Consider the following 23,695-nt stretch of genomic DNA (forward strand, 5'->3'; position numbering starts at 1 on the left):
CCCGCGGAGCGGGTACCACATCGCTGCGCGATGTGCAAGCGAACCAACGCGCTGCGCGCGTTGGTTGCGCTCCCGCTCCGCGGGAGCGCTGGTGACCCGCTGCGCGGGTCACGCACCTCCGGCGCTGCGCTTCGGAGGTGACGGTCCGTCCGCTGCGCTTCCGGACCTGGCCGTGCTGCGCACGGCCTGAACGACCTTCCGCTTCGCTCCAGGCCAGGTTGGGCGGGTCCGCTGCGCTCCCCCGCCCAACGGCCCTTCCGGCTGCGCCTCCAGGACCGTTGGGACCCGCTGGCGCGGGCCCGGCTGGCTACGAGGGTGGGGGGCGCTCGTTCGTGTGGGTTCCAGTGTACCGAGTGCATCACGTGATGCAGCATGTACCATTGGTGGAAACACGGGACACCTCTTAACCGTCAGAGGACCTTCCCGGAAATTCTGAGAGGAACGATCGCAGATGACCGGTCCCCACGAATCTGCGGACTCGATCCGTGCTGAGCGGCGATTCTGTGCGCCGGGTGGCGCAGTATCAGACGGCGGGCCTGAACGCCCGGTTGAAGGTTTCGCGCATCTGGAGCCGCAGGGCGTGCCGGCGAGCGAGGCGGACGACCTGGTGGCCGCGCTGGGGGCCCGGGCGGTCTCTGGGGGCACAGCGCGAGGTGGTCGAGCTGCACGCGTTAGCGCCGGCCTCAGGGTCCGCGGTTCGCGGTTCGCGGACGGCTGGGACGAGGGCGTGACGGTCGTGAGTTGGGCAGGGCTGGCCAGCACCCGGATTCGAACCGGGGTTTCCGCATCGGGGCGAACCCGAGTGCGGTGTCCTGGGCCGCTAGACGACGCGTGGCCGCACACAGCGTATCCGCACTCCTGCCCACAACGCCCCTCCTCTTGTAGGGGATGTTCCGCTCACACCCCCGCACACCACGGCCCGCCGCCAGGTACTGGAGGTGCTGGGCAAGGCTGGCGGGCTGTGCACCGCGCGGACGCGAAACGCAGACGAGGACGTCATCGTCTGCACGCTCGACACCGGGCACTACGACCCGGACGACAAGCCGTCCTTCAAAGACGGAAAGCACGGCGGGTGGCACAAGGCAGACGGGGTGATCTGGAAGGACCTTGGTGCAGCCTGCATTTCGCACGCGACCGTCTGAAAGACATCAGGGACAAGTATTAGGGAGGGCTTGAAAATGTTTTTGGTTCCGCTCAAGGAACACCAGGTCGACCAGAAGTTGAGATTCCGTAACTGGGTTGGATTTCCTGCAAGATCGCCCATTCCTCCGGAGGGGGCACGTGCGATGGGGGTGTCTGCGACCGGGTCCGGTAAGACGATCACCACCGCTACGTGCGCGCTGGAGTACTTCCCGGGCGGGCGGATCCTGGTGATGGTGCCCACGCTGGACCTGATCGTGCAGAGTGCCCAGTCCTGGCGGCGGGTCGGGCACCGCGCGCCGATGGTCGCGGTCTGCTCGGTGGACAAGGACGAGGTCCTGGAGCAGCTCGGAGTGCGCACCACCACCAACCCGATCCAGCTCGCCCTGTGGGCGGGGTCCGGGCCGGTCGTCGTGTTCGCCACGTACGCCTCTCTCGTGGACCGTGAGGACCCGGCCGATGTCTCTGGGCGTGGGACTGTTCCTGGGCCGTTGGAATCGGCTCTGGCGGGCGGGGAGCGGCTGTACGGGCAGCGGATGGCTCCGTTTGACCTGGCCATTCTGGACGAGGGGCACATGACGGCCGGGGACGTAGGGCGGCCGTGGGCGGCGATCCATGACAACAGTCGGATCCCTGTCGACTTTCGGCTCTACCTGACCGCGACCCCGCGGATCCTCGCCGCGCCCCGGCCGCAGCGTGGCCGGGACGGCCGGGAGCTGGTGATCGCGTCGATGGAGGACGACTCCAGCACCTACGGCACCCGGATTTTCGATCTCGGTCTGGCGGAGGCGGTGGAACGCTCGATCCTTGCGGGGTTCGAGATCGACGTGCTGGAGATCCGCGACCCGGACCCGATCCTGGGCCTGTCCGAGGACGCCCTGCGTGGCCGGCGCATGGCCCTGCTCCAGGCGGCGCTGCTGGAGCACGCGGCGCAGCAGAATCTGCACACCACCATGGTGTTCCACCAGCGGGTCGAGGAAGCCGAGGCGTTCGCCGGGCAGATGCCGCGCACCGCCGCCGAGCTGTATGCCGCTGAGGCATCCGCGGTGGCGCTGGCCGGTGCGGAAGAGCTGCCCGTGTCGTCGATCGACGCTGAGCTGTACGAGCTGGAGGAGGGCCGTCATGTACCTGCGGACCGGGTGTGGGCGGACTGGCTGTGCGGAGACCACCCCATCGCGCACCGGCGTGCGGTGATCCATCGGTTCGCCAACGGCATCGACGCCCAGAATCGGCGGGTGCACCGGGCGTTCCTCTCCTCAGTACGCGCCCTCGGGGTCGGGGTCGACATCACCGGACTGCGTGGGGTAGAGGCCGTGTGCATCGTCGGCTCGCGCAGCTCCCAGGTCGACGTCGTCCAGAACATTGGACGGGCCCTGCGCCCCAACCCCGACGGCCGGGCCAAGACCGCACGGATCATCATCCCCGTCTTCCTCCAGCCCGGGCAGGACCCGAAAGACATGATCGCCTCGGCCAGCTACCAGCCCCTGGTCGACATCCTCCAAGCCCTGCGCTCGCACTCGGAACGCATGGTCGACCAGCTCGCCTCCCGCGCCCTGACCCGCGGCACCGAACGGCGGCGCATCCACGTCCGCCCCTCCCCCGCCACCGCGGCCGGCCCGGAGAACGGGGACATGCCCGCGGAGACCAGCCAGACGCAGCAGGAGGTCGACCGGGTCACCTCCATCGTGGTCAACTTCGCTTCCCCCCGCGACGCCGCCGACATCGCCGCCCTCACCCGCTGCCGCGTCATCCGGCCCGAATCCCTCGTCTGGCTCGAGGGCTACCAGGCCCTGATCCGCTGGCGCACCGAGAGCAAGATCACCGGCCTTCACGCAGTGCCGTACGACACCGAAACCGCGGTCGGCGTGACGAGGGACTATCCCCTGGGCCGGTGGATCCACCAGCAGCGCAAGGCGCTGCGAGCCGGTGAACTCGACACCCACCGCAAGACGCTGCTCGACGAGGCCGGAATGGTGTGGGAGCCGGGCGACGAAGCATGGGAGAAGAAGCTCGCCGCACTCCGGTCCTACCAGCGGGCCACCGGGCACCTCGCACCCCGACAGGACGCTGTGTGGGGCGAAGGCGAGGGGGGCGGCGAGCAACTGGCCATCGGACAACTCCTCGCCAACCTCCGCCGCAGGGGCGGTCTCGGCAAGGACCCCGGGCGAGCGGCGCAACGCACACAGCAACTGGCCGCGATCGACCCGGACTGGAACTGCCCCTGGCCACTCGACTGGCAACGCCACTACAAGGTGCTCTCCGACCTGGTCGACGCCGACGGACACCTGCCCCACATCGACCCCGGCGTCACCTTCGACGGCGACGACATCGGACGATGGCTGGAGCGGCAGAAGAACCCAGGCACGTGGGCGCAGCTGTCGACCGATCAGCAGGAACGGCTGTCGAAGCTGGGCGTACAACCCACTGAAGTACCTTCCCCCGCCCCGGTGGCCCCGCGGTCGAGGAAGGGATCGGGCAAGGCCCAGCAGGCGTTCCAGCGAGGCCTGGCGGCTCTCGCACAGTGGGTCGAACGGGAAGGCCAACGGCCTGTGCCGAGGGGGCACGTCGAGGAGATCTCGATCGACGGCGAGACTGAGCTGGTCGTCAAGCTCGGCGTATGGGTCTCCAACACGAAAGCCCGCCGCGACAAACTCACCCAGGAACAGCTCGACGCACTGAGGAAGTTGGGCATCGACTGGATTTGACAGTCGTAGGCACGGACCTCTCGTTTGGCAATGATCCGAGGCTGGGTCAGGGGCGCGGAGGCGGGGTGGTGAGGTACGGAGCGAGTTGGGCTTCGAGGTCGGCGATGCGTTTGTCCATGAAGCGGTTGTTCTGGCGTGCGCTGGTCAGCCGCTCTTGAGTCTGCTGGTTGTCCTGGGTGAGCTGTCTTACGTGCTGCTTCAGCGTGGTGTTCTCGGTGACGATGCGCTGGAGGGAGCCCTCGGGTAGATCGTGTTCGAGGTCGCGGATCTTGCCGAGGAGGTCTGCGATGCGGGTGCGCTGGATGCGGATTTCGCGCTGGGCCTGGGTGAGTGCGTCTTCGGCGTTGAGTGCACGTTCTTTCCAGGCGGGCTGGGCGCGGTTGCCGCTGGTGGAAACTGCGGGATGGGGTCTGTTTGCGCGGGTGGACTGCTCGATCAGGGCTCTGGCCTGCTGGTTTTGATAGAGGAAGGTGCGTGAGACGCGGGCGGTTCGGGCGAGTGCAGCGACGGTGACAGGCGTATGGTCGCGTGCTGCGGTGGTCAGGGCGGTCTGGAGGCGTTCGAGCATCTCTTGGGTGGCTAGGCGGCGGGCTTGGACGGCTGCGTCGGTGCGGGGCGTGCTCATGCCTGTCCTGCGGCGTCGTCGGGGGCTTGAAGTGCTGCGAGGTCTCGGGCGCGGAAGGCGGTGCTCCAGGTGCGGTGGAAGTAGTCCTGGGGGCGCCGAAGGTCCAAGGTGAGGGCTTCGTCGAGGATGCCGAGGGCGGCCAGGGCCTGCTCGAGTCCTTTGATGGCCTGGGCGGTGGGTTCGAAGACGGTGTGGAGGTAGTCGGCGGTGGCGTCGTCAGGGGCCTTCTCGGCGATGGAGCGCCACTGTTCGGCTTTGCGTCGCCAGTAGAGGAGGTCTGCGCCGGAGAGGACGAAGTTGTCGCAGTTCTCGCAGTCGAGTTTCCAGGGGCAGGCTCCGCCATCGACGACGGGTTGGTAGGTGCAGAAGCCTCCATCGGCGGGGGTGCTGCGGCGGGAGAGGTCCAGGGCCAGAGCTAGGGCTGACTCGCGGTCAATGGGGGTGGCGTCGCCGGAGAGGAGCTCGCCTGGGTTGGGGGCGCCGGGCCCGGCTACCCAGACGGTGTTCAGGACGTCTTCGAGGTCGCTGTTGGTGATCTTCACGTAGTGCTCGGCCATGCGCTCGGACAGCTGGCCGAGGTAGCGGCGAATGTGAGTGAGCGTGGCGCCGGCGCGCAGCAGGTTGGTGGCCAGAGTGTGGCGGGCCTGGTGGGCGACGTATGCGCCGCCGAGGTCGAGGTCGGAGATCCAGGTCTTGAAGCGGTGGTTGAAGTGTCCGTAGGAGATCGGCTGGCGGCCGTTGGGGTTGCGGATGCGGGAAGGAAACAGGGCCAGGCCGGGGCGTTCAGCGGCTATGGGGACGCGGCCGTAGCGCTTTTCGAAGAGTTGGAGTGTCTTGGTGCGCCGGGCGTCGAGGCGCTGGTAGATGGGCTCGGGGATGCGGATGCCCTCGTTGTAGTTGCCGACCTTGGTCTGGTCGTGCCACAGCATGGCCAGGCCGCGGTAGCGGCCGATGCAGTCCAGGCGTAGTCCGACGATCTCGCTGCAGCGGCGCCCGGTGGCGACGATGGTCTCCCAGATGTCCCGCAGGTCTCGGTCGTTGAGGTCGAGTTCCTCCAGGCGGCGCAGGTTGGTCTCGTCCATCAGCGCGCGGGCGACGTCGTCGCTGAAGGGGTTGCGGGAGCGCTGCTTGAGGCCGGTACCGCCGAAGGGGATGGCGGTCAGGAAGCCGGTGTCGATGCCGAGGCGTTCGGCGTGGCCGGCGGGGATAGCCCTGTAGAGCAGCTTGCGTGCCCCGTTGAAGACGAATTGGCAGCTCAGGTCGGTGACGGTGGGGGATCGTCCGTCGACCAGGACCATCCCCAGGGACGGTAGGCCGTGGCGGGCGCGGTGGCGCTGGTCGGCGACGAACCGCTCGGCGTGTTCACGGCGCAGCACGGTGGGGTCGTGGCCGGCGTCGGGGGCGTCGGCTTTGAGGAAGACGCCCAGCTCGACGGCGGCGCGGCGCATCTGGTCGAAGGGTCCGCGGGTGCGGGGGCACTGTGGGGATCTGAGCCACTCGGCGAGATGATCCCAGAGCAGGTCGCGCAGCCACCGCTGAGGGACGGTGGTGATGTCGAAGTGGCTCTGGGCGTTCTTGAAGCGTCGTCCGAAGTGATCGGTTTCCAGGAAGCCGGCGTCCTTGGTGTCCGAGGGGCTGTGGTAGACGCAGCGCAGACCGTTGACGACTTCCCAGATGATCTTGCGGACTTCGGAGTCCATCTGTTTAGGGGTCAGGTCTTTGTAGCCCTGGTCGTGCAGGTCCATCAGGGACGTGATGCCGCCTCGTCGGCAATGTCCGACGAGGTTCCTGATGCCGTTGGTGGTCCATTCGGAGTGCTGTGCGGCCTGGGCGTGGGTGTGCAGGCCCCATTGGATCTCGGCTCGCAGCAAAGGAGGCAGTGGGTGGAGGTTGACCAGTCCCGGCTGTGACACAGGTTCCGTGGTGGCACACCATGAGTGGAAGGCAGGCTCGTCGTCGTACGTTACGGGGAGTGGGCGTCCGTCGTTGATGCGACCGTGGATGCGTTCCGACCGGGCTCCTCCCGGACGCTGCTCGGTTTGGTAACGGGCCTGGTGCTGGATACACAATCCCACCGAGCTACAGGCTAGGAACGGGCAGTGGGCCTTGCAGAGGCCGAAGCCGGGTAGCGCGTGCTGGTCCAGAGCCCATCGTTTGAGGTGCTTTCGGTCGATGCGCGCCGCCGAGCCATACTGCCAGCGGTTCTGGTGTTGATGGCACAGCTGGGTCGTGGGGCTGAGGGCCGGGCGGTCGGGGCAAATCCGGCAGCGCCCGTAGTCCACTCCCCGCGCGGGCGGAAGAGGCGTTGCGGCGTTCATGAAGGCGCGCTTGAACTGGCCGGCCCGCTCTGCCTGCTCCCACTCGAGGCAGTGGGAACCGCACAGGTTGTGGCTGACGCGGCGGATGCGCTCGCAGCCGTCGATGCCGCACTGCCAGGCGAAGACTGGGTGCTGGGGCGGGATGAAGATCAGCGTGTCGCGGAAGAGCGGATCGAATGAAGGGGCCTTTATGAGGGCCGTGAGTAGTTCGAGCCGGTCGCGGCCGATGCGGGTGGTGTCGGTGCGGCCGGGCAGCAACGTCAGCGGGATCACGGCTGTGTCCCCCAGACCTGATCCAGCGCTGCAGTGAAGACCGGGTCGTGGATGTCCACGTGGCCGTAGACCTGCTCGACGGTCGCAGCTGAGGCCCAGCCGCCGGCGTCACGCGCGATCACCGCGTTGCCCCGTGCGGCGTCCAGAACTGCGGTGGCGAAGCTGTGCCGGAAAGCGTGCGGTACCACCCGGCCGATCTCCAGCCGGGCCGCGGCTCGGCGCAGCATGCCGCGGGCCGCGGCCGTGGTCCACGGTTGGCCCCGGGAGGGGCCGTGCAGGCCGACCAGGAACATGCCGTGAGCGGCCTGGGCGGGATACTGGGTGGTGATGTACTCGAAGTAGGTGTGGATCATCGCCGGACTCACCCGGCGCACCGTCCCACCGCACACTGTGCCGTCCTGCGACGTCCAGGGAGACTTGGTCTTCACTCGGGCCCTGTTGTGGTTGTCCTCGCGGTGGCAGATGTGCACGTGCGGCCCCCGGCACTGACCGCACGCGGCCTGCTCACGCAGGTGCAGGTCGACCAGACGCAGCCCGCACAGCTCACCGATCCGGAAACCGCCGTCGGCCAGCCACGTGACCACCATCCGGTCACGCGCGCACGACACCGCCCCCAGCAGCAGCTCCCGGGCACCTTCCGGCAGCATCTTCGGATGCCGGCGCATCCGCTCCGCCGGAGCCAGAGGATTCGCGGGCATGCTGTGCAGGACGTGCCCGAGCATCGCCCGCCGACGGTCCGCCCGCGTCGGCAAACGGGCCACGCGCAGTGCCTCCGCAAGTGCCGGGTTCACGCCGTGAGTGCCCAGGCGGAGGTAGAAACCCTTGAGGCAGGCCGCGGCGGTCTTCAGTGCGCTGTGCCCGTAGGGGCGTTTCCCCTCGCGCCACGGCAGCCCGAACGGCCCCGGGTAGTCCGCTCCCAAGGCCGCCATGTAGTGCCGCAGGTCCTCAAGCGACGCCGACCCTGTGTCCAGGCCCGCGAACCGCAGCCACCGCAGATGATCCACCAGCACATATGCGTACGTGCGGTCCGTACCCGCCCGGCAGGAACGCAGGAACCCGTCTGCCTCCGCCACAAGCATGCAGTCCGTGTCCACGACCGTGTAAGTCACCCGCTGGTCCCTACGGACGATCTCCTGCACTCGTAAGTCGCCCACCACCAGTCGGCCATCCACCATGTGCCGCCCCTCCGGAACGGGGGCCGCCCCCGTGGCGGCGTCCTCCGGCTCCGAGTCCACACCCCTCCCCCGCATCGGCGGACCACTCCACACGAACGTCCCACACACCCAGGTGACAGTTGGTAAAGTCCGTCACCCTCACACGCCAGAACGCCCCCGGGGTCGCGCTGACGGCAGGCATCCTCAGGAGCAGGGATGGCCCAGAGCTCGGTGGTTCATCCATACCGCCGCATCGCACACCCGCAACGCGCTCACCGTTTCGGGCAGCCCTGCGGCCTGCCTCAGCTCGAGCAGCTGGCGGTGCAACGCGACGCCGTCCTCACGCAGCGCGGCATGGAAGGCGAGCCAGAAGGACGGCGGCCGGCCGACGGCGCAGCGTACGACGCGGTCATAGATCGGGAGCAACCGCGGACGCTTACGCGCCAAAATCTTCCCCCCGATGACCCAGTTGACCCCGTACTGGGCACAGAGGAGGTGCCATGCCTGGTCCGCCGGCGAGCCGTCGGCCACGACGAGCGCGTCGGCATCAGCCATGTCGATGTCCCTGGGAATGGCCTGCAACAGACCGGACAGCCTCACGCCGAGAGGGCCCTCCAGAATATCCAGCGCGACAGGCGCCGGAACGGTGACCGACAAGGTCTGCACCGCGACCAGGTCCTCCGCCGTAAACCGGTCAGCAACCTCAGGCCGATCTCCCCCACCCGCCAGATGCTCGAACCGACTCCCGGTGAACTGCATCCCGCCGGGCGGCACGCCCAGGCCGAAGTATTGCCGCAGGTCACGGACCACGCGCTCGGAACTCAGCAGGGCACCCAACCGCCGCCCTAACGGCGACAACGCCCCATCAGAAACACCGGACACTGCGGTAGAAGCGGCCATGAGAACTTGCTCCTTCATCTAGGTCTGGAGTAGTGAGCGGTGCTACAAAGCCCGCCCGAGAGTCATGCAGCGAACCGGTCGCGCCGTGAGAAACCGTGTACCGACCGGACATGATCGGATGCTGGCAGTCTCTAAGCCTGTGAAACGCCGCGTTGCGAGCCCTTCCTCGGCGTAGGCGGTGGCGCGCGGGCGAGGTGTCGCCTGGGCAGGCCGAAAGTCGGTGTGCGGGTGGCCGCTGGGGCCTGGTCGGCTCAACTCGTCACGGCGTTGGAGTTCCACAGCTTCTCGACCGTCGACGATCCGCCGCCATCGGCTCAAACCGAGGTCACCGGGCCAACGTGGTCAGGTGCAGGCGGCGCTTCGCACCAACTGCGTCCTTGAGGGCAGCGCGCAGCGCTATCCTTTCTGTCAATCGTGCAACGCCCGTCACGTAGGCCGCTGGAGGCACCTTGTTGCATGAGCCGGTTCGCTCCACCAACGTCCGGTCGGTGGGCTACAGCCAGGCGGAGCGTGTGCTCGAGGTCGCTTTCCACAGCGGAGGGGTGTACCGCTACGACAACGTGCCTGCGGACGTGCACTCGGCATTGATGGCTTCCCCTAGCAAGGGGGGCTTCTTGGCTCGGTTCATCAAGGGTCACTATCCGTACCGCCCGATCTCGAGCTGACGTCCAGACAGTTCATCCAAAACCGTTCCATCGTTGTTGAGTTGAGGCGTGCGTGCAGATCTGCTCCGTTTCCGTTGAGGGCTTCCGCTGCCTTGCAGATATCGCCGATGTTCCAGTCCTGCCACAGACAGTTCTGACTGGCCAGAACGAGGGCGGGAAGAGCGCTCTGCTGGACGCGCTGAACTTCTTGCTCCACGGAACCGCGCTGAGCGAGCGCGATCTCACCTATGTCGGCGACGGGGGCCGACAGGAACCCGTGGCCGACGGGGACACGGTCGCACCGCACGCACGGGTGCCTCAGACTGCCGTGACGGGCGAGTTCACCCTCAGTGCCGACGAGCAGCAGCACTTCGCCCTGCCGGAGCGGGTGCAGATCCGCCGTCGCTTCCGCCCGGAGGCGGGAACGTTCCTGGAGATCCGCCGCCGCGTCTGCCAGAACCCAGAGCTGCGCGACTTGGGATCGGTGAAGCTGGCGGGCCTCAAGGAACTCGCTGCCACGCACGGGGTCGAGCCCGTCGGGCAGGCGAACGCGAGGAACAGCTGGGAGCAGCCCTTGCGGGAACTGGCCCAGCAGATGGAGCAGGTCGACGCATGGGTTGCGGCGGACTCCGAGGTAGCCGCCGCGATGCCGTCAATGGTGTATTTCAAGGGCGACTCGGTCCAGGCGCCTGAGGCCGTGGTCCAGAGTTTGCTCAACTCCCGGCTGCGCGAGTACACGCGGGCCGATGAGGTGGTCAAGCGCGTAGCAGACCTTGAGGATTACCTCGCCGATTCGCTGACAGCGGACATCGACAGCATCCGCGGACATATCGCGCGGCGGTGCGCCCTGCCGTCGGTGGAACTGGACCCTCAGGTGCAGGTGCGTCCGGCACTGGTCGGGGTCGAGCTGAACATTGTGGACTCGCAGGGCCGCCGGTTCCCACTCTCGTCGGCCGGAACCGGTCGCTCACGCCGGATCTCGCTGGCCCTGTGGGAGAGCAGCAACGACCTGGGGCAGCGCGACGCCGCTCAGGCGTCCGAGTCGGATGTCGTATTCGTCTACGACGAGCCCGACACCCACCTCGACTACTCCCATCAGCGGCGCATCATGGCGCTGATCCAGTTGCAGTCGTCACGGCCCAACGCGCGCGTCATCGTGGCGACGCACTCGCTCAACTTGATCGACGGGGTCGACATCTCCTCTGTGGTGCACTTGCGTACTCATGAGGGCCGCGTTCGGGCGGAGGTTCTGAGCGAGGACAGCGCGGACAAGGATGTGCGTCGGCATCTGTCGACGATCGCGACAACGCTGGGGTTCCGCAACAGCGTCCTCTTGCACGAGCGGTTCTTCGTCGCTGTGGAGGGCGTATCCGAGACATCCGCGTTCCCCATCCTCTTCCGCAAGCACGCCGGCTTCCCGATCCAGTCCGCCGGGATCTGCCTGTGGGCCGGCGGCAGCAACGAGGGCGCACTGCGATTCGCCCGGTTCCTCAAGGATCACGGCCGCGACGTCGCCTTCGTCGTCGACAAGGACAGCCGCACCAACCAGAAGCGCGCCTTCCGAGACGACAAACTCAAGGAGCACGGCTTCGACCTCAAGGAGGAGTGCCTCTACCTCGGCTCCCCCAACGAACTCGAAGACCTCTTCACTGACGACGACTGGGCTGAGACAGCCAACACGCTGTGGAGGCCGAACCCTGAGCGCGGCCCCTGGCAGCCTCAGGAGATCGAAGAGCTACGGGCCGGCAAGTTCAGCTCGCAGTTGCTGGACCTGCTCAAGAGCGGTTCCCCTGAGGGACCGAAAAACAAGGAAGACCTCATGGTCGGCATCGCCGCCCACCTCACAAAGGACCGCATCCCCGCCGCCCTGTCCACGGTCTTCGATGCTCTCGTCAGTCGCGCGCAGGACGCGGGGCCGCATCTTTGGTAGCCGCCCCGGCCTGACGCGCCGCGCGCCGCGCCTTCATACGCATCAGCCGCTGCTGCGGCGTCGGCGCCTCCCACGTATGCAGACCGGCCGAAGCCACCCACTGAGACCCGTGGTGACCCGGTTCGTCGCCACACCAGCGGCAGCCGTCAGGGGACGGCAGGTCTTTGCGATGCACGCGTATCACCCGACCACCACTCATGGAGCACCGCCCGTGTACGTCGGAATGCCTTCGATATGAACACGTTCCCCGGAAGGCCATGCTCAAAGAGTGCCACCTGCCACTGACAACCGGACGGGTGTACTCAACTTCTGGTGGCGGCTGACGCTGTCACACGTATCTCGGCCCTGCGCCAAGCAGACCTTGCGTCCTCGATCGGCGGCCTCCGCCCGCCATCCCCCGGGCACACCCAACTCCGGACGGCGATCTGATCGCAAAACAGTGCCGCAGATCTATGGCGGTCCGTCCCGATACCATCCGTCTCTACTGCACACAAGCACCGCGGGTCGCAGGGAGAGCTAGATGGCTGCTGAATCACCCTTGGAAGAGATCCGTATCGGTGCGCTCGTCAGTCGACGAAGTCAGCTGCCCCTCAGTCCACCCCTCTCGGCCCCCGAAACGTTGCCCTTCGGCAAGCTGTCCCCGCCGGTGTTCGAGCGCTTGGTCGGCGAGGTCATGTGGCTTATCGACGGGATGAACGACATCCGTGGCTACGGCCGCTCCGGGCAGGACCAGGGTGGACTCGACCTCATCGGCTGGCGCAACGGACAGACACACGTCTACCAGGTGCGCAGGATCGTTTCCCTGTCGGCGCCCGCACTCCGTGCAGCGGTCACCGACTTCACCGGTCCGCCCCGCACTACGACGCCTGCTGAGGGATGGTCCGAGCGACGGTTCGACGCCGTGCGTTTCGTCCTGGCAACGGGGTGCGTCGTCGATGACACTGCCGTGGAAAACGAACTCGTCGCCCTGCAGGAGAAGTACCAGGGCGATATAGGCATCGACTTGTACGACTCAGGCGCCCTCTCGCGGTCCCTGAGGGAACGCCCGTACCTTGTCGCTGGCGTCTTCGGTCCAGAATGGGCCAAGGCCTTCTGCGGGGTGGAGACGCTTCCGGTTCCGACCCTGCCGCATGGCTACGCGCTGTTGAACGACCCGCTTGAGCACCTGGGCCTGGCAGACGCCCTGCACCGCGCTCAGCAACTCGCGGAGACGGAGCCGGGGCCGGCTGCCGAGCTCTTCGGCGATCTGGCGGATGCACTTGAACATGCCTCGTTTACCGGGCATGCCGACCAGCTACGCACTCGGCAGCGCGACCTGCTGGCGTCCGCAGGACAAGCCGACGCGGCATTCACCGTCGCGGCCAAGTTGATGCTCGACCGGTACGAGACCGGCGATCGCATGTTCGTGGATCAGCGCCTGGAGCGCCTGGCTTCCGACGCCGGCAGCACGGCATCCGACATCCACGTGGTCTTGAAGGCGCTGGCGGACTGGTTCGAGTACGGATACGACCTCGCGCCGGTCACAACCGTGCTTGCAGCTGTGGTGCAGGCGGGCGATCCCCTGGCAGCCCGCCTGGTTCTGGCGGTAATCGAGCAGATCGTTGTCGATGAACACCCCGACGATCACCCGGCGGGGCTGACTGATCTGGCTTCCGAGGTTGTCACCTCTCTCAGACAGGGCTTCTGCGGATTCGGCTGGAGTGCTGTCTGGCGGACCTGGCCATACGAGCCGGCCAAAGCCCAGAAGAGGCCTATGCCGACCTCGACCGGCGCGCTCTGGGCGGCCGCATACCGGAACGCTCCGCGGTCTTGGTACACATGCGCCGCGGGCGCGCCCTGGCCCTTGCAGACCTCGGAAGCGAGGCCATCGAGGTCTACCGGCGCGCTGTACTGGCCGCTACCCGAGAGGGCCTGGGAGGCGACGCCCGGCACGCCCTACGGTCCATTTCCTTTCTGTCCGACCAGTACAACGTCGGATTCAGGGAATCGTCCCAGGCCATGCTCTCGGCCCGCACGGTCGGTGCCAGGGGTATGCGACTCATCGACCTCTCCTTCAACCCGGCCGTCAGTGCGCTGGAAGCCCTGGTCGACGACAGACTGCCGGATGCCTCGCGGGCCTCGCACCAGTGGCTGTGGCAGGACCGGATCTCCGGTGCGTTGACCGACGAGAACCTCTCCCACCAGCGCTACGGCGAAGTCTTCGACCGCGCCGGAGAAGGAAAACACGCCGTGCGTCAGTTCGTCCTTGCCGGCCGCAGGAAAGACGCACGTTCCGCCGCCGAACCGCTTCTCGAGTTCCTCGATGTACGCGACCTCCTGAAGGTGCGTGCACGGTGGATATGCAGCGCGGCCGCAGCGGTGATCGGCCAGCAGGCGGATCTCATTCCTGATGACGTCGTCGCGAGCATCGCCGCCCGCCTGACGGAGATCGTCACCACAGGCGCGCAGACAGGTCTGACAGGCATCCAACCGGTCAAGGAGGCTCTCGGAGCGCTTGCAGCGCTCGATGAGCGACTGCCAGCCCCGTCAGCGCAACAGGTACTGCCGTTGTTGGTCGAATCGATCCCCAGAGAGCCGAACATCTCCCGGTTCACCGATGAGCAGATGCTGGCTTTCCTGGGTGCGTGCATTAAGGCCCAACTGCCCGTGGCCGACCAGGCCGCTCAAGCCCTGCTGGATGCATGGAAGCTCGACATAAAAGGCGCTGAGGGTCTGCTTGTCAGCCTCCATGCCCACCTGCCGACGGCTGTGCCAGTGGTACGCGAACGGGCGCAGCAAGGGCACCGTGGGGCCACGGCCCTCCTGGCCGACTGGCAGGTGGACGACCCGTCTGTAGCCGAGACCGCGCGGGAACTGGCCGACACCGTGCTGGCCGAACCGGTGGGGACCGTCCGCCCCTTCTATGCCATGGGCACCACCGCGCAGCAGTGCGCGGCATACCTCTCAGCGTGTTCCGGCGACCAGAGCAGCAGGGGCACAGGCGAGCCGAACAGTCTCTTGCGCGAACGCGTCGCAGCACACCTGCTGTTGTGGGCCGAAGACCACAACGACATCGCCGAACGACGCTCCGAGGCCGTTCGCGCACTGTCCATCCTCGCTGAAACCCTGCTGGCGCCCGTGCGAAACGACACGTTCGAACGACTCATGGACCTGTACCAAGTTCTCACAGAGCACCCGGCCAACGCCTTCGACCGACGCACCCAGCACCCCCTGAGCCGCTACAAGATCAACGCTGGAGGAGACTGGCGTCTGCCCGCAGAGATCCTGCACACGACCGCCGTCCTCGCCACCACCGCCGAACAAGCCATCCGCGTCGAACAGCGCCTGCTCCCACACCTGACCCATCCCGAACAAAAACCAGGCCATGGCTGGCTGCAGGCACAGACCATGCTCGCGCTCGACCGCCTGTCCCCCGCGCCGACGTCCCTGACGGCCACCCATCCCTCACCGTTCATGCGGCAGACCGCCGTGATCTGCTGGGGCCGCGCCGTTCACCGAGATCCGTCCCTCGCACGCACTTTCGCCGAGGACTCCAACACCAGCGTCCGACACAACCTGGCCCGCACCCTCGCCGAACTCCCCCCGGCCGAACGCCTTGAGTACGAAGCCATCACCGAGCGGCTCCGCACCGACAACAGCGCACGCGTCCGCCGAGCCACCGCACAGATCCCATAAGCACGGCGCCCGTCGCTACAAGGCTGGGGCCGACGAAACCCGCCTGCCCAGACATACAGCGAACAGCACTCACCCTGCCGATCACCACCCTCGGTACTCAAGCACCCACGGGACGGTTACCATCCGTCACACTGGCTGGCCCTCCGACCGGATCTAAAAGCTGAACAACGACGGCATGAGCGCGTCTTCGGCACCTGGGAGTGTCGCCTCGATCCATGCGTCGCGTACATGTCTGCGACGTATCGGAGCAGCTCAGGAACATTCCGATCACTCCCAGACTCGGTAAAACGGACGAGGCCCACCGGACCAGCGGCTCGCTCGGGAAGGCGTGGGCGGTCGTCCACGACCAGGAGCAGCTTCCCGCGATGCGCCGGCTGTATCTGACGGCGACGCCGCGGATCTGGATGGAGCGGCCCCGGCCCCGCTGGAGCCGGAAGGGTGGGGCGGTGGCGCCGGGTGAGGTGGAGGCGCCGGGTGATGGGCGCAGGCCGGTGGACCGGCTGCCGAAGGAGATGGCCTGCTCGATGTCGGACGAGCGGATCTACGGGCCGGTTCTGTGGGCTTTGGATCTGTCGGACGCGATCGCGCGGGGGTTGCTGGCGCGGTATCAGATCGTGGTGGTGGAGCTGCGGGATGAGCGGCTGACGCTGGAGAAGCTGTACGGGGAGGAGCGGTTCGAGGAGCACGTGCGGGGTGAGCGGCTCGCGGTGCTCCAGGCGGCGTTGCTGGAGGCGATGGCGGAGCACGGGTTGGAGCGGTGCATCACCTTCCACCATCGGACGGTCGAGGCGAGGGCGTTCTCGGTGGGGCTGGGGCGGGTGGCGGGGCGGTTGCACGCGGCGGATCCGGAGCGGCATCCGGGTCAGGTGTGGTCGGGGTGGCTGTCGGGTGAGCACGAGCCGGAGGCGCGGACGCAGGAGCTGTACCGGTTCGGGGCGAGGGTCGGGCGGGCGGTGATGTCGAATTGCCGGGTTCTCGGTGAGGGCGTCGACTGCCCGAGTGTGGATTCTGTCGCTCTTATCGATCCGAAGGGGTCGGCGGTGGATATTGTTCAGGCTATTGGTCGGGCGCTTCGGCAGAAGCCGGGTCAGGATAAATTGGCGACGTTGATCGTGCCGGTATTTCTTGGGCCGGATGAGACTCCGGAGGATATGCCGTATTCGGCTTCGTACCGTCCTCTTTTGAAGGTTCTTTCCGGGTTGCGTGCGCATGATGAGCGTGCGGTGGAAATGCTCGCGATTCCTTCGGAGGATCTGCATCGGACGAAGCCGGTGTCGTCGTGGCTCGGACCGGCACCGGAGGGTGATGACGAGGAGGAGCAGCGGTTGCTGCTGCGGTTCGGGGTGCATCGTGATCCGGCGTTGGTGGCCAGGTTGGTGGAGTACAACCTGATCGAGCCGGAGCACGCGAACTGGCGGGCGGGGCACCGGGCGGCGGTCGCCTACCGGGAGCGGGAGGGTGATCTCGCGGTGCCGTACCACCACGTGGAGGGCGGGGGCGGGCGGGGTGAGGGCGGGTTTCCGCTGGGGCGGTGGCTGTCCGATCAGCGGAGGGCGATGCGGGCCGGGACGATGCTGCCCGAGCGGGCCGAGGACCTGGAAGCGCTGGACCTTGTGTGGGACCCGGCGGACGCTGCGTGGGAGGAGAACCTCGGCGCGGCCCGTGCGTACGCCGTGGCGTACGGAACCCTCGCCGCTCCGGTCACGGCGATGATCATGGACCGGCCCATTGGGCAGTGGCTGGCCAACGCCCGGAAGAAGAACGGGCTCGGCAAGGACGTGGAGCGGGCGCAGCGGCGGGCGGCGGCGTTGGCCGCGATCGACCCGGACTGGAACCCCGCGTGGCCGGTGGACTGGCAGCGGCACTACGCCGCCCTGGTGGGCCTTGTGGCCGCTGGGGGCGTGGTCGGGTACGTGGAGCCCGGGGCGATGGTGAACGGGCTCGACGTCGGCGGGTGGCTGGCCGCCCAGCAGGACGGGTGGGAGGGACTGTCCGCAGGGCAGCGCGAGCGCCTGGTCCAGCTCGGTGTCCGGCCGCCGGAGAAGTCGGCCGTCGAGGCCGTCGGGGTGAAGGCGCGGTCGCGGCGGGCGGGCGGTGCGCGGGGCGGGGCGTTCGAGCGAGGTGTCGCCGCGCTCGCCCAGTATGTCGAGCGGGAGGGGACGGTGGTGGTGGGACGGTCCTGGTCGGAGGAGTTGCCGGACGGGACGTCGGTGAGGCTCGGTGTGTGGCTGTCGAATGTGAAGAGCCGGCGGGCGACGCTGACCGGTGAGCAGCTTCAGCGGCTGGCCGTTCTGGGGCTGGAGTGGGCGGAGGCGGAGGCGGCGTGAGCGGCGACGGCGTCGAGGAGGCGCGGGTCCGTGCGGCGGTCGCCGGGCATGTCCGGCGGCGGGCGTGGGCGGAGGCCGAGGCGGTGCTCACTGCGGTGCTGGATGACCCGGAGGTGCGGCGGAGCGGGGCCCTGGTCGAGGAGGAGGAGCGTCGTGCCGGGGCGGAGCTCCGAGGCGGGTTCCAGGCGTTCCAGGACCGGTTCGCGTACGCGGTTCGTACGGGCGATGTGGCCCTGCTCGCCGGGGTCTGTGCGGGGGAGCACGGGCGGTGGGGGCGGATCTGCGTACTCACCGCCGGGCATGAGGGCCGGGCGCCGCACTGGGGCATCACCCCGGACGCCGGGCCGATCGCGTGGATCGGCAGCGCACCCGACGACGATTGAGCCCCAACCGGGCCATAGGTGCGGGGCGCGGGCGTCAGGCCGCCGTCGTCCTGGCCCATGCCCACCGCACCGCGCACCAGCCGGCGCATCATCCGCACCCGAACGGCCGGGCGGTAGCAACCGTACGAGCAGCGGGCCGGACAGAGAGATCCGGACCGCCGGTCGTCGGGTCACAGGACGGCTTGTATGGCTCCGGTCACGCCTTCAGGCCGGTAGCGGTGGCGCAGCCATAGCCGGAGGCACACAGGAAAATCCTGACCGGGATGTTTTCGCCGATGCTCAGGTTGATGTGGCGGGTTCCCTGACCGAGGGTGTCCTTTTGGACGGTCGTCCAGCTGCCGTTGACGTAGCGGCGCAGGGTGTAGCTGAGGAGGTACTCCTTAGCTGACTGGCCGGTGGTGTTGTAGAGGTACACGTGCTCGCCCTTGGCCTGGAATTCGGCGCGCAGGTAGCCATTGCCGTTGGTGGTGGTCAGGCGTACCGCCCCGGAAACGCCACCGGGATCGCCATCGGCGGTGATCCGGGAGCAGGAGGAAGTAAAGCCTGTGAGGTAACCGTCTTTGCAGTTGACGATGGCGGCGCTGGCGGGGGTGGCGGTCGCAACGAGCCCGGCGAGGGTCAGGAACGTGGTCGTCGCGATGGTGGCAATGCGGCCTGTGATCCGGTCGAGGTTCACTGCAGGGGCTCCATTCATGGTGCGGGAGGTCGCTTGAACGGCTTGCGCGATGAGCCTGGAGGGGCCGCGCAAGCTGGACAAGTAGTCCCGGGAAGAATGGAAGTACTTGGGACGCTTCAGCCTCTGAACTGCGGGAATGCAGTCCCACATGGGAGGCTGCGGGACGACTGAGACCTGCGTCCCGGCAGTAGAGGGATGCCTGGCATGCCACGGCCCTAGGCTCGTGATGGTGGCGGTCACTCGGGCGCCGAGAAGACGCCTGCTCACGGCCTGGTCTCCGGAGATCTCCTGCGAGATCACGTGCACTCGGCACCTTCCCGATCGCCACCGCCTCTGACGACGGCCTCGTGGGCGCACCGCGACCACGGAAACCGGCACGCCTCAGCCCAGCGCAACCTGTTCGCTCCCCCGATCGGCCCCCTACCTCCGCACGGCACATGATGGGCGCGGCCTCGCAGGCCGCTGTCGAGATCGAAACAGCGGCAACCGCCGTGGCTGGCGCGTACGAGCCCGGGCCCGAGGACAGCGAGCGCTGCCTCACCGTCCGGCGACCACCGTCCTCTCCCGCTCGACGTACTGGGCGAGCGCGGCGAGCCCTCGCTCGAACGCCCCGGCCCGCGGCCGCCCCTTCGCCTCGACGGCCGGCTTCTCCGGCGGCCGGACACCGAGCTCGACCAGGCGCTCGCGCTGCCCCCGGACTGCCCCTCCCACCCGCCCTGCTTGGCGGGCGGTCGGTCTGACGCCGCCCGGGCGGCGGCGTCAGGCCGGGCGGCCCAGGCGTGCTGCGGGGTCTGGGCGTGCATCGCACTGGCGTACGGGCGGGATCGCGAACGGGAGCAGGCCGCCGGGGCGTGCTGGCGCGGGCGGCCGTGTGTGGGTGGGCCCGCTCGGGGTGGGCGTGGTTACGGCTGTTCGCGATGGTTCCGTGCGGCGCGGTGCGGAGGGTGGGGGTGGAGGTGCGGGCCGGCGGCCGCCGTACAGCTGTAGCGCCCGCCGGCTCGCCCGGGGGGTGCCGCTGCCGCCCTATCGTCCGCGTCGTTGGCGTGGGGCGGGGGCGGGCTGCCGGTGCGCGGCGTGTTCCTGGTCTATGGCGCGTTGCAGGTGCCACAGGGTCACCGCGGGAAGCAGGCCGCCGAGCCGGGCGGCTGCCCGCAGGTCCTCGACGGCACCGGTCAGGAGGGTCCTGGGGTTGTGTCCGGGGTCGTCGGGGTGGTTGGGGGTGTCGGCGGCGGCGGTTTCGAGGAGGTCGGCGAGTTCGGTGATGCCCGGGTCTTCCGGTACCTGTCCGCCCCGGCGTGCTGCCGCGTCGGCGAGCTGGGTGACACGGCGGGCGTGCCCGGCTGCCAGACGTAAGGAGATATCCCGGTTGATCACAGCGGCATCGTCTCCCGGATCACGCACGCGGTGCCACCAGAACCGTCACAGTGGCGGCGGCCGGGCCGGAGGTTATCGTCCGCGTCCCTCGCGTCGTGCGGGGACGTTCTGCTGTCGGTGGGCGGGGGTGGCGGGCTCGGCGGGGGTGGGGTGCTTCGGCGGGGCCGTGTCCGGGGTGGTGGTGGAGCGGGAGCGGGCTGCGGTGGTGGAGACGCGGGGGCTGGTGGGCAGGGGCTGGTCGAGGGGTGTGGTGAGTGCGTGGTGGGTGGCGATCACCAGGCGTTTGGTCGTCTCGGTGGGCGGGCCGGTGCGCCAGGCGGCGGTGTCGGGTGCGAGGCGGGCGAGGTGCGCGGCGAAGGGCACGCCCTGCTGGGCCATGCGGTGCATCCGGTGAGCGAGGACGGGCCACAGGCGGGAGCTCACCAGGAGGGTGGCATCCCGCTCGGGGAGGGTCTGGTTGACCCTGGTCACCAGGGTGCGGTGAGCGCCGGGGGTGACGTCGAGCTGGTGAAGGGCGCGGGCCCGGTCGCCGAGGTCGAGGTCGCGGGGGATCGTCAAGCCTTCGGTCAGCGGTCCTCGGACGCGTTTCGCGTCGGTGCTTACCGGCGGGGCGGGGGCCTGGGCGGGGGCGGGTGTAGTCGGAGCGCGTGGCGCGGGTGCGGGGGCTGCAACTGCGGGGGCGGGTGCGGGGGCTGGTTGCTGGAGCGCGTCCGGCTTGGCGGCCCGGGCGGCGGCGACGGCCTGGTCGACGCCGAGGCCGGCGGCGTGGGCGTCGGTGAGGACGCGGGCGACGTCGACGCCCTGGTCGTGGAGGCGGCCCATGGTGGTGGCGATGTCGGGCCAGGCCGGTGAGGAGAGGATCGCGTCGCGGACCAGGCCCTGGGGCAGGGTCGCGCGCAGGAGGTCGGCCCAGTGGTCGGTGCCTTCCGCCTTCGTGCGGGCGGCGTTCTGGGCGATGGCCCGCTCGACGCTGGAGGCCATGGTGCCCAGGTTCGGCAGAAACGCCGCGAGGTCGACGCCGGCGTGGCCGAGGGACATGAGCCGGCGGGCCATCAGCGGCCAGTCGGGGCTGCCCGCGAGGTGGGAGAGGAGGTTGGCGGGCAGGTGTTTGCCGAGCTCGTCGGCGGCCCACCAGTCCTGCGCGATCCTGCCGTAGTCGTCGGGGAGGTCCTGCTCCTGGCCGTCGTGGTGTTTCTGGGCGGCGCGGCGGACCGCGTCGGCGATCGTGAGGATCAGCCGGACGGACATCGCGGCGGCCTGTGCCGCCTCGGACAGGGCTTCGGAGAACGGCTCGCCCTGCAGCTGGGCGGGCGCGGGGGCGGGGGTGGTCATGGGGCGGGGTCTCCTTCGTCGTGGGCGTGGTCAGCGCGAGCGCCCCGGGTGCGGCCCGGGCCTCGGGTGCGGTCCGGTGGGGGGTGGGTGCGGTACTGCGGTAACGGGCGGGGGCGGGGCGGGGCCACGTGCCGGGGCGGGCGTCACCCGTACGGTGCGCGGCGCGGCCCGGGACGGCGTCCGAGGGGTCCGGGAGGGTGGTGGGGCGCCGGTGAGGGCGGCGGCTTCGCGGAGCAGGACGGCGGCCCGGGCGGCGGCTGTCGTCTGGGCGCGGTGGTTTTGTGCGCGGTGCCAGGCGGTGGCCGCCTCGACGGCTTCGACGAGGGCGATCAGGAGGTTCAGGACGGCGGGTGCGCCGCCGCCGCGGGCTGTCCTCGGGGCGTGTTCGAGGGCGCGGGAGGATGCCTTGAAGTGGGCGCGGGCGGTGCCTTGGAGGGTGCGGGCGCCGGGGGCGCGGGCGGCCTGCTCGAACGCGGCGGCGGCGGCGCGGACCTGGTCGCGTACGAGGGCCGGGGACGTCGCGGCGGCCACGGTCAGGAGATCGCCCAGGGCGGCGACGTCCCCGGCGCCCTGGGTGCGGCCGGCGCGGGCGAGGAGGGTCGCGGCTTCGCGGACGCGGGTGTGCGCGCGGGTGATGTCGGAGGGGCCGATGGGCGTGTGGAAGCGTTCGCGGACGCGGGGCAGGGAGAGGTCGTAGGCGAGGGTCCTGCCGGAGAACCAGACGGGGCGGGAGCCGTGGTCGGCGCGGTCGCCGGGGAGCGCGACCGCGTACCCGTCGAGGGCCCCGGTGGTGGTGTCGTGGTGCTCGCGGACGCGCAGGCCGGCATCGCGCAGCCGGGACAGGAAGTCGGTGTCATCGGTGGCGCGGGCGGCGGCCTCGCGGACGGTGCGCTGGAGGCTCTCGCGGGCGGGTTCCCGAAGGCCGCGGCGGGTGGCCTTCTCCTTCTCCCCCGTGGCCGGGGCCCGGCGCGCGGTGCGGTCGAGCGGGGACATCGGCTCCAGGTTCCAGGCGCTCTCGAAGGCGCGGGCGGCGGTGTGCATGTGGGGGATGTCGCCGCGGATGCGGGGGTGGCGGCCGTCCTGGCGGGCGAGGGTCGCCACGATGTGGATGTGGTCGGCGGCGTGACGGACCGCCACCCACCGGCAGGCGTGCGCGTCGCCGTGCGGGGCGATGCCGGCGGCGTGCACCATCTCGGCGGCGACGGCCGCCCACTCGGTGTCGGTGAGGGTCCGGTCGTCGGGGGCGTTACGGACCGAGATGTGCCACACGTGCTCGGCGGGACGCGGGCCGGGCAGCGCGTCGAGGGGGGCGTCCAGCAGGAGGCCGAGAGCGGACAGGGTGATGCGGTCCGGGGCGCGGGCCGGGCACGGCAGGCCGGGGGCCCAGGCGGCGATGAGGTGAGGGTCGGTGTGCTCTTCGTGGGTGCCGGGGCCGTAGAGGTAGTCGAGGAGACCGGCGGTGGTGGCCCCGCCGGGGGCCTTCTTCGGCATCACGAGCGCGGGCGCCTCTCCCGCATCACCTGGACCGTCGCCTCGTCCACCCTGCGGATCGCGTTGAGGGCCTCGTCCAGGACCGTGCGGACCGCGTCGGGCAGCGGGAGCGCGGAGGCGCTCGGCGTGGGGGCACAAGAGCAGTTGGCGGGAGCGCTCGGCGTGGGGGCACAAGAGCAGTTGGCGGGAGCGCTCGGCGTGGGGGCACAAGAGCAGTTGGCGGGAGCGCTCGGCGTGGGGGCGCAAGGGCGGTTGGCGGGAGCGTCGAAAGCGACCGGGAAAGGTGCGGTGGGGGTGGTCAGGGTGTGCAGGGCGGTCACGGTTTCCTGGAGGTGGATCCGGGAGCGGATCAGCTCGCGCAGCACGTCGCCGGTGTCGGCGGACAGAGGGATCAGGGTGTGCTGAGCGACCGCCATCAGCTGGCGTGCGGCCCACGCGGCCGGGGCCATCTGTTCGCGGCCGGCGGCGGCTTTGACGACCGCGAGTTCCGTCGCGCTGAACGTGACGTAGAGCCGTTTGTCCCGTGTCTCGGTCTGGTGTCGTTCACATCGATGGGTTCGTTGTTCGGTGGCCATTCGGATACCTCTCATTCCGGTGTCGTGGATGTCGGGGTGTTTTGGCCGTTCGGCGGTTACTGCACCTATTACGCACTAACTGACGGTTTCAAAATGAGGTTTTGAGTCGTCTCAAGCAGATGATGCTGCAGGCGAGTTGGAGAAGGCCGAGATGGAGGTCGGCGCGTATCTCG

Annotated in this window: 18 protein-coding genes and 1 tRNA gene; 8 read left to right on the forward strand and 11 right to left on the reverse strand. The window is 69.0% G+C overall.

The window, feature by feature from the left end; all coding sequences use genetic code 11:
• Positions 1 to 752 precede the first annotated feature (752 nt).
• Positions 753 to 837, reverse strand: a tRNA-OTHER gene (locus tag ACIQMU_RS30860).
• 101 nt (positions 838 to 938) lie between these two features.
• Between ACIQMU_RS30860 and ACIQMU_RS30865 the strand changes: the two genes are divergently transcribed.
• On the forward strand, positions 939 to 1,142 hold the full coding sequence (locus ACIQMU_RS30865) for a hypothetical protein (protein ID WP_402690173.1): 204 nt from the start codon (positions 939 to 941) through the stop codon (positions 1,140 to 1,142).
• Positions 1,143 to 1,178: 36 nt separating this feature from the next.
• The gene (locus ACIQMU_RS30870; RefSeq protein WP_402690174.1) at positions 1,179 to 3,845 is read left to right on the forward strand and encodes a Helicase associated domain protein; all 2,667 of its coding nucleotides are present in this window, start codon (positions 1,179 to 1,181) and stop codon (positions 3,843 to 3,845) included.
• Positions 3,846 to 3,891: 46 nt separating this feature from the next.
• Here ACIQMU_RS30870 and ACIQMU_RS30875 read toward each other — a convergent pair whose 3' ends face one another.
• The gene (locus ACIQMU_RS30875; RefSeq protein ID WP_402690175.1) at positions 3,892 to 4,470 is read right to left on the reverse strand and encodes a DUF6262 family protein; all 579 of its coding nucleotides are present in this window, start codon (positions 4,468 to 4,470) and stop codon (positions 3,892 to 3,894) included.
• On the reverse strand, positions 4,467 to 6,383 hold the full coding sequence (locus tag ACIQMU_RS30880; RefSeq protein ID WP_402690176.1) for a tyrosine-type recombinase/integrase: 1,917 nt from the start codon (positions 6,381 to 6,383) through the stop codon (positions 4,467 to 4,469). The genes ACIQMU_RS30875 and ACIQMU_RS30880 overlap by 4 nt, the downstream gene beginning before the upstream one ends.
• A gap of 456 nt (positions 6,384 to 6,839) precedes the next feature.
• Here ACIQMU_RS30880 and ACIQMU_RS30885 point away from each other — a divergent pair, with 456 nt between their 5' ends.
• Positions 6,840 to 6,968 carry a hypothetical protein gene (locus tag ACIQMU_RS30885; RefSeq protein WP_402690177.1) on the forward strand — a complete coding sequence of 43 codons (129 nt, stop codon included), beginning with the start codon at positions 6,840 to 6,842 and terminating at the stop codon, positions 6,966 to 6,968.
• An 89-nt stretch (positions 6,969 to 7,057) separates the two neighbouring features.
• On the opposite strand, the gene ACIQMU_RS30890 is transcribed toward ACIQMU_RS30885, so the two are convergent.
• Positions 7,058 to 8,236 (reverse strand): tyrosine-type recombinase/integrase, encoded by a 1,179-nt coding sequence (locus ACIQMU_RS30890; protein ID WP_402690178.1) that lies wholly within the window; start codon positions 8,234 to 8,236, stop codon positions 7,058 to 7,060.
• A 183-nt stretch (positions 8,237 to 8,419) separates the two neighbouring features.
• Positions 8,420 to 9,115 carry a DUF6308 family protein gene (locus tag ACIQMU_RS30895; protein WP_402690179.1) on the reverse strand — a complete coding sequence of 232 codons (696 nt, stop codon included), beginning with the start codon at positions 9,113 to 9,115 and terminating at the stop codon, positions 8,420 to 8,422.
• A 452-nt stretch (positions 9,116 to 9,567) separates the two neighbouring features.
• Between ACIQMU_RS30895 and ACIQMU_RS30900 the strand changes: the two genes are divergently transcribed.
• The 5 genes from ACIQMU_RS30900 to ACIQMU_RS30920 all read left to right on the forward strand — a co-directional run bounded on the left by ACIQMU_RS30900 (position 9,568) and on the right by ACIQMU_RS30920 (position 18,074).
• Positions 9,568 to 9,780, forward strand: coding sequence for a KTSC domain-containing protein (locus ACIQMU_RS30900; protein ID WP_356538106.1), 213 nt, complete (start codon positions 9,568 to 9,570; stop codon positions 9,778 to 9,780).
• A 52-nt stretch (positions 9,781 to 9,832) separates the two neighbouring features.
• Positions 9,833 to 11,689, forward strand: coding sequence for an AAA family ATPase (locus tag ACIQMU_RS30905; RefSeq protein WP_402690180.1), 1,857 nt, complete (start codon positions 9,833 to 9,835; stop codon positions 11,687 to 11,689).
• A gap of 2,031 nt (positions 11,690 to 13,720) precedes the next feature.
• Entirely contained in the window at positions 13,721 to 15,364 is a 1,644-nt protein-coding gene (locus tag ACIQMU_RS30910; protein WP_402690181.1) for a hypothetical protein, read from the forward strand.
• Positions 15,365 to 15,579: 215 nt separating this feature from the next.
• Positions 15,580 to 17,691, forward strand: coding sequence for a Helicase associated domain protein (locus ACIQMU_RS30915; protein WP_402690182.1), 2,112 nt, complete (start codon positions 15,580 to 15,582; stop codon positions 17,689 to 17,691).
• Entirely contained in the window at positions 17,688 to 18,074 is a 387-nt protein-coding gene (locus tag ACIQMU_RS30920; protein ID WP_352244071.1) for a hypothetical protein, read from the forward strand. The genes ACIQMU_RS30915 and ACIQMU_RS30920 overlap by 4 nt, the downstream gene beginning before the upstream one ends.
• A gap of 196 nt (positions 18,075 to 18,270) precedes the next feature.
• Here the strand turns inward: ACIQMU_RS30920 and ACIQMU_RS30925 are convergent, their stop codons facing one another.
• From ACIQMU_RS30925 to ACIQMU_RS30950, 6 genes are all read right to left on the reverse strand, one after another.
• Positions 18,271 to 18,750 carry a hypothetical protein gene (locus ACIQMU_RS30925; protein ID WP_352244072.1) on the reverse strand — a complete coding sequence of 160 codons (480 nt, stop codon included), beginning with the start codon at positions 18,748 to 18,750 and terminating at the stop codon, positions 18,271 to 18,273.
• Between the two features lie 537 nt (positions 18,751 to 19,287).
• The gene (locus ACIQMU_RS30930) at positions 19,288 to 19,461 is read right to left on the reverse strand and encodes a hypothetical protein (protein ID WP_402690183.1); all 174 of its coding nucleotides are present in this window, start codon (positions 19,459 to 19,461) and stop codon (positions 19,288 to 19,290) included.
• 312 nt (positions 19,462 to 19,773) lie between these two features.
• On the reverse strand, positions 19,774 to 20,124 hold the full coding sequence (locus ACIQMU_RS30935; RefSeq protein WP_352244074.1) for a hypothetical protein: 351 nt from the start codon (positions 20,122 to 20,124) through the stop codon (positions 19,774 to 19,776).
• A gap of 72 nt (positions 20,125 to 20,196) precedes the next feature.
• Positions 20,197 to 21,456: a hypothetical protein gene (locus ACIQMU_RS30940; RefSeq protein WP_402690184.1), complete on the reverse strand. Its 1,260-nt coding sequence runs from the start codon at positions 21,454 to 21,456 to the stop codon at positions 20,197 to 20,199.
• A 30-nt stretch (positions 21,457 to 21,486) separates the two neighbouring features.
• The gene (locus ACIQMU_RS30945) at positions 21,487 to 22,947 is read right to left on the reverse strand and encodes a mobilization protein (protein ID WP_402690185.1); all 1,461 of its coding nucleotides are present in this window, start codon (positions 22,945 to 22,947) and stop codon (positions 21,487 to 21,489) included.
• On the reverse strand, positions 22,947 to 23,522 hold the full coding sequence (locus ACIQMU_RS30950) for a hypothetical protein (RefSeq protein WP_402690186.1): 576 nt from the start codon (positions 23,520 to 23,522) through the stop codon (positions 22,947 to 22,949). Before ACIQMU_RS30950 ends, ACIQMU_RS30945 begins: the two co-directional genes overlap by 1 nt.
• Between the last annotated feature and the right edge of the window lie 173 nt (positions 23,523 to 23,695).

Origin of the sequence: Streptomyces sp. NPDC091649 (assembly GCF_044756785.1) — a bacterium.
Lineage (GTDB): Bacteria > Actinomycetota > Actinomycetes > Streptomycetales > Streptomycetaceae > Streptomyces.

What these genes read in the sequence shown, in the direction of transcription:
- ACIQMU_RS30870 (WP_402690174.1), top strand. Translation starts at nt 1,179, where the DNA reads ATGTTTTTGGTTCCGCTCAAGGAACACCAGGTCGACCAGAAGTTGAGA.
- ACIQMU_RS30875 (WP_402690175.1), bottom strand. Translation starts at nt 4,470, where the DNA reads ATGAGCACGCCCCGCACCGACGCAGCCGTCCAAGCCCGCCGCCTAGCC.
- ACIQMU_RS30890 (WP_402690178.1), bottom strand. Translation starts at nt 8,236, where the DNA reads ATGGTGGATGGCCGACTGGTGGTGGGCGACTTACGAGTGCAGGAGATC.
- ACIQMU_RS30895 (WP_402690179.1), bottom strand. Translation starts at nt 9,115, where the DNA reads ATGGCCGCTTCTACCGCAGTGTCCGGTGTTTCTGATGGGGCGTTGTCG.
- ACIQMU_RS30910 (WP_402690181.1), top strand. Translation starts at nt 13,721, where the DNA reads ATGCGACTCATCGACCTCTCCTTCAACCCGGCCGTCAGTGCGCTGGAA.
- ACIQMU_RS30915 (WP_402690182.1), top strand. Translation starts at nt 15,580, where the DNA reads ATGCGTCGCGTACATGTCTGCGACGTATCGGAGCAGCTCAGGAACATT.
- ACIQMU_RS30940 (WP_402690184.1), bottom strand. Translation starts at nt 21,456, where the DNA reads ATGACCACCCCCGCCCCCGCGCCCGCCCAGCTGCAGGGCGAGCCGTTC.
- ACIQMU_RS30945 (WP_402690185.1), bottom strand. Translation starts at nt 22,947, where the DNA reads ATGCCGAAGAAGGCCCCCGGCGGGGCCACCACCGCCGGTCTCCTCGAC.
- ACIQMU_RS30950 (WP_402690186.1), bottom strand. Translation starts at nt 23,522, where the DNA reads ATGGCCACCGAACAACGAACCCATCGATGTGAACGACACCAGACCGAG.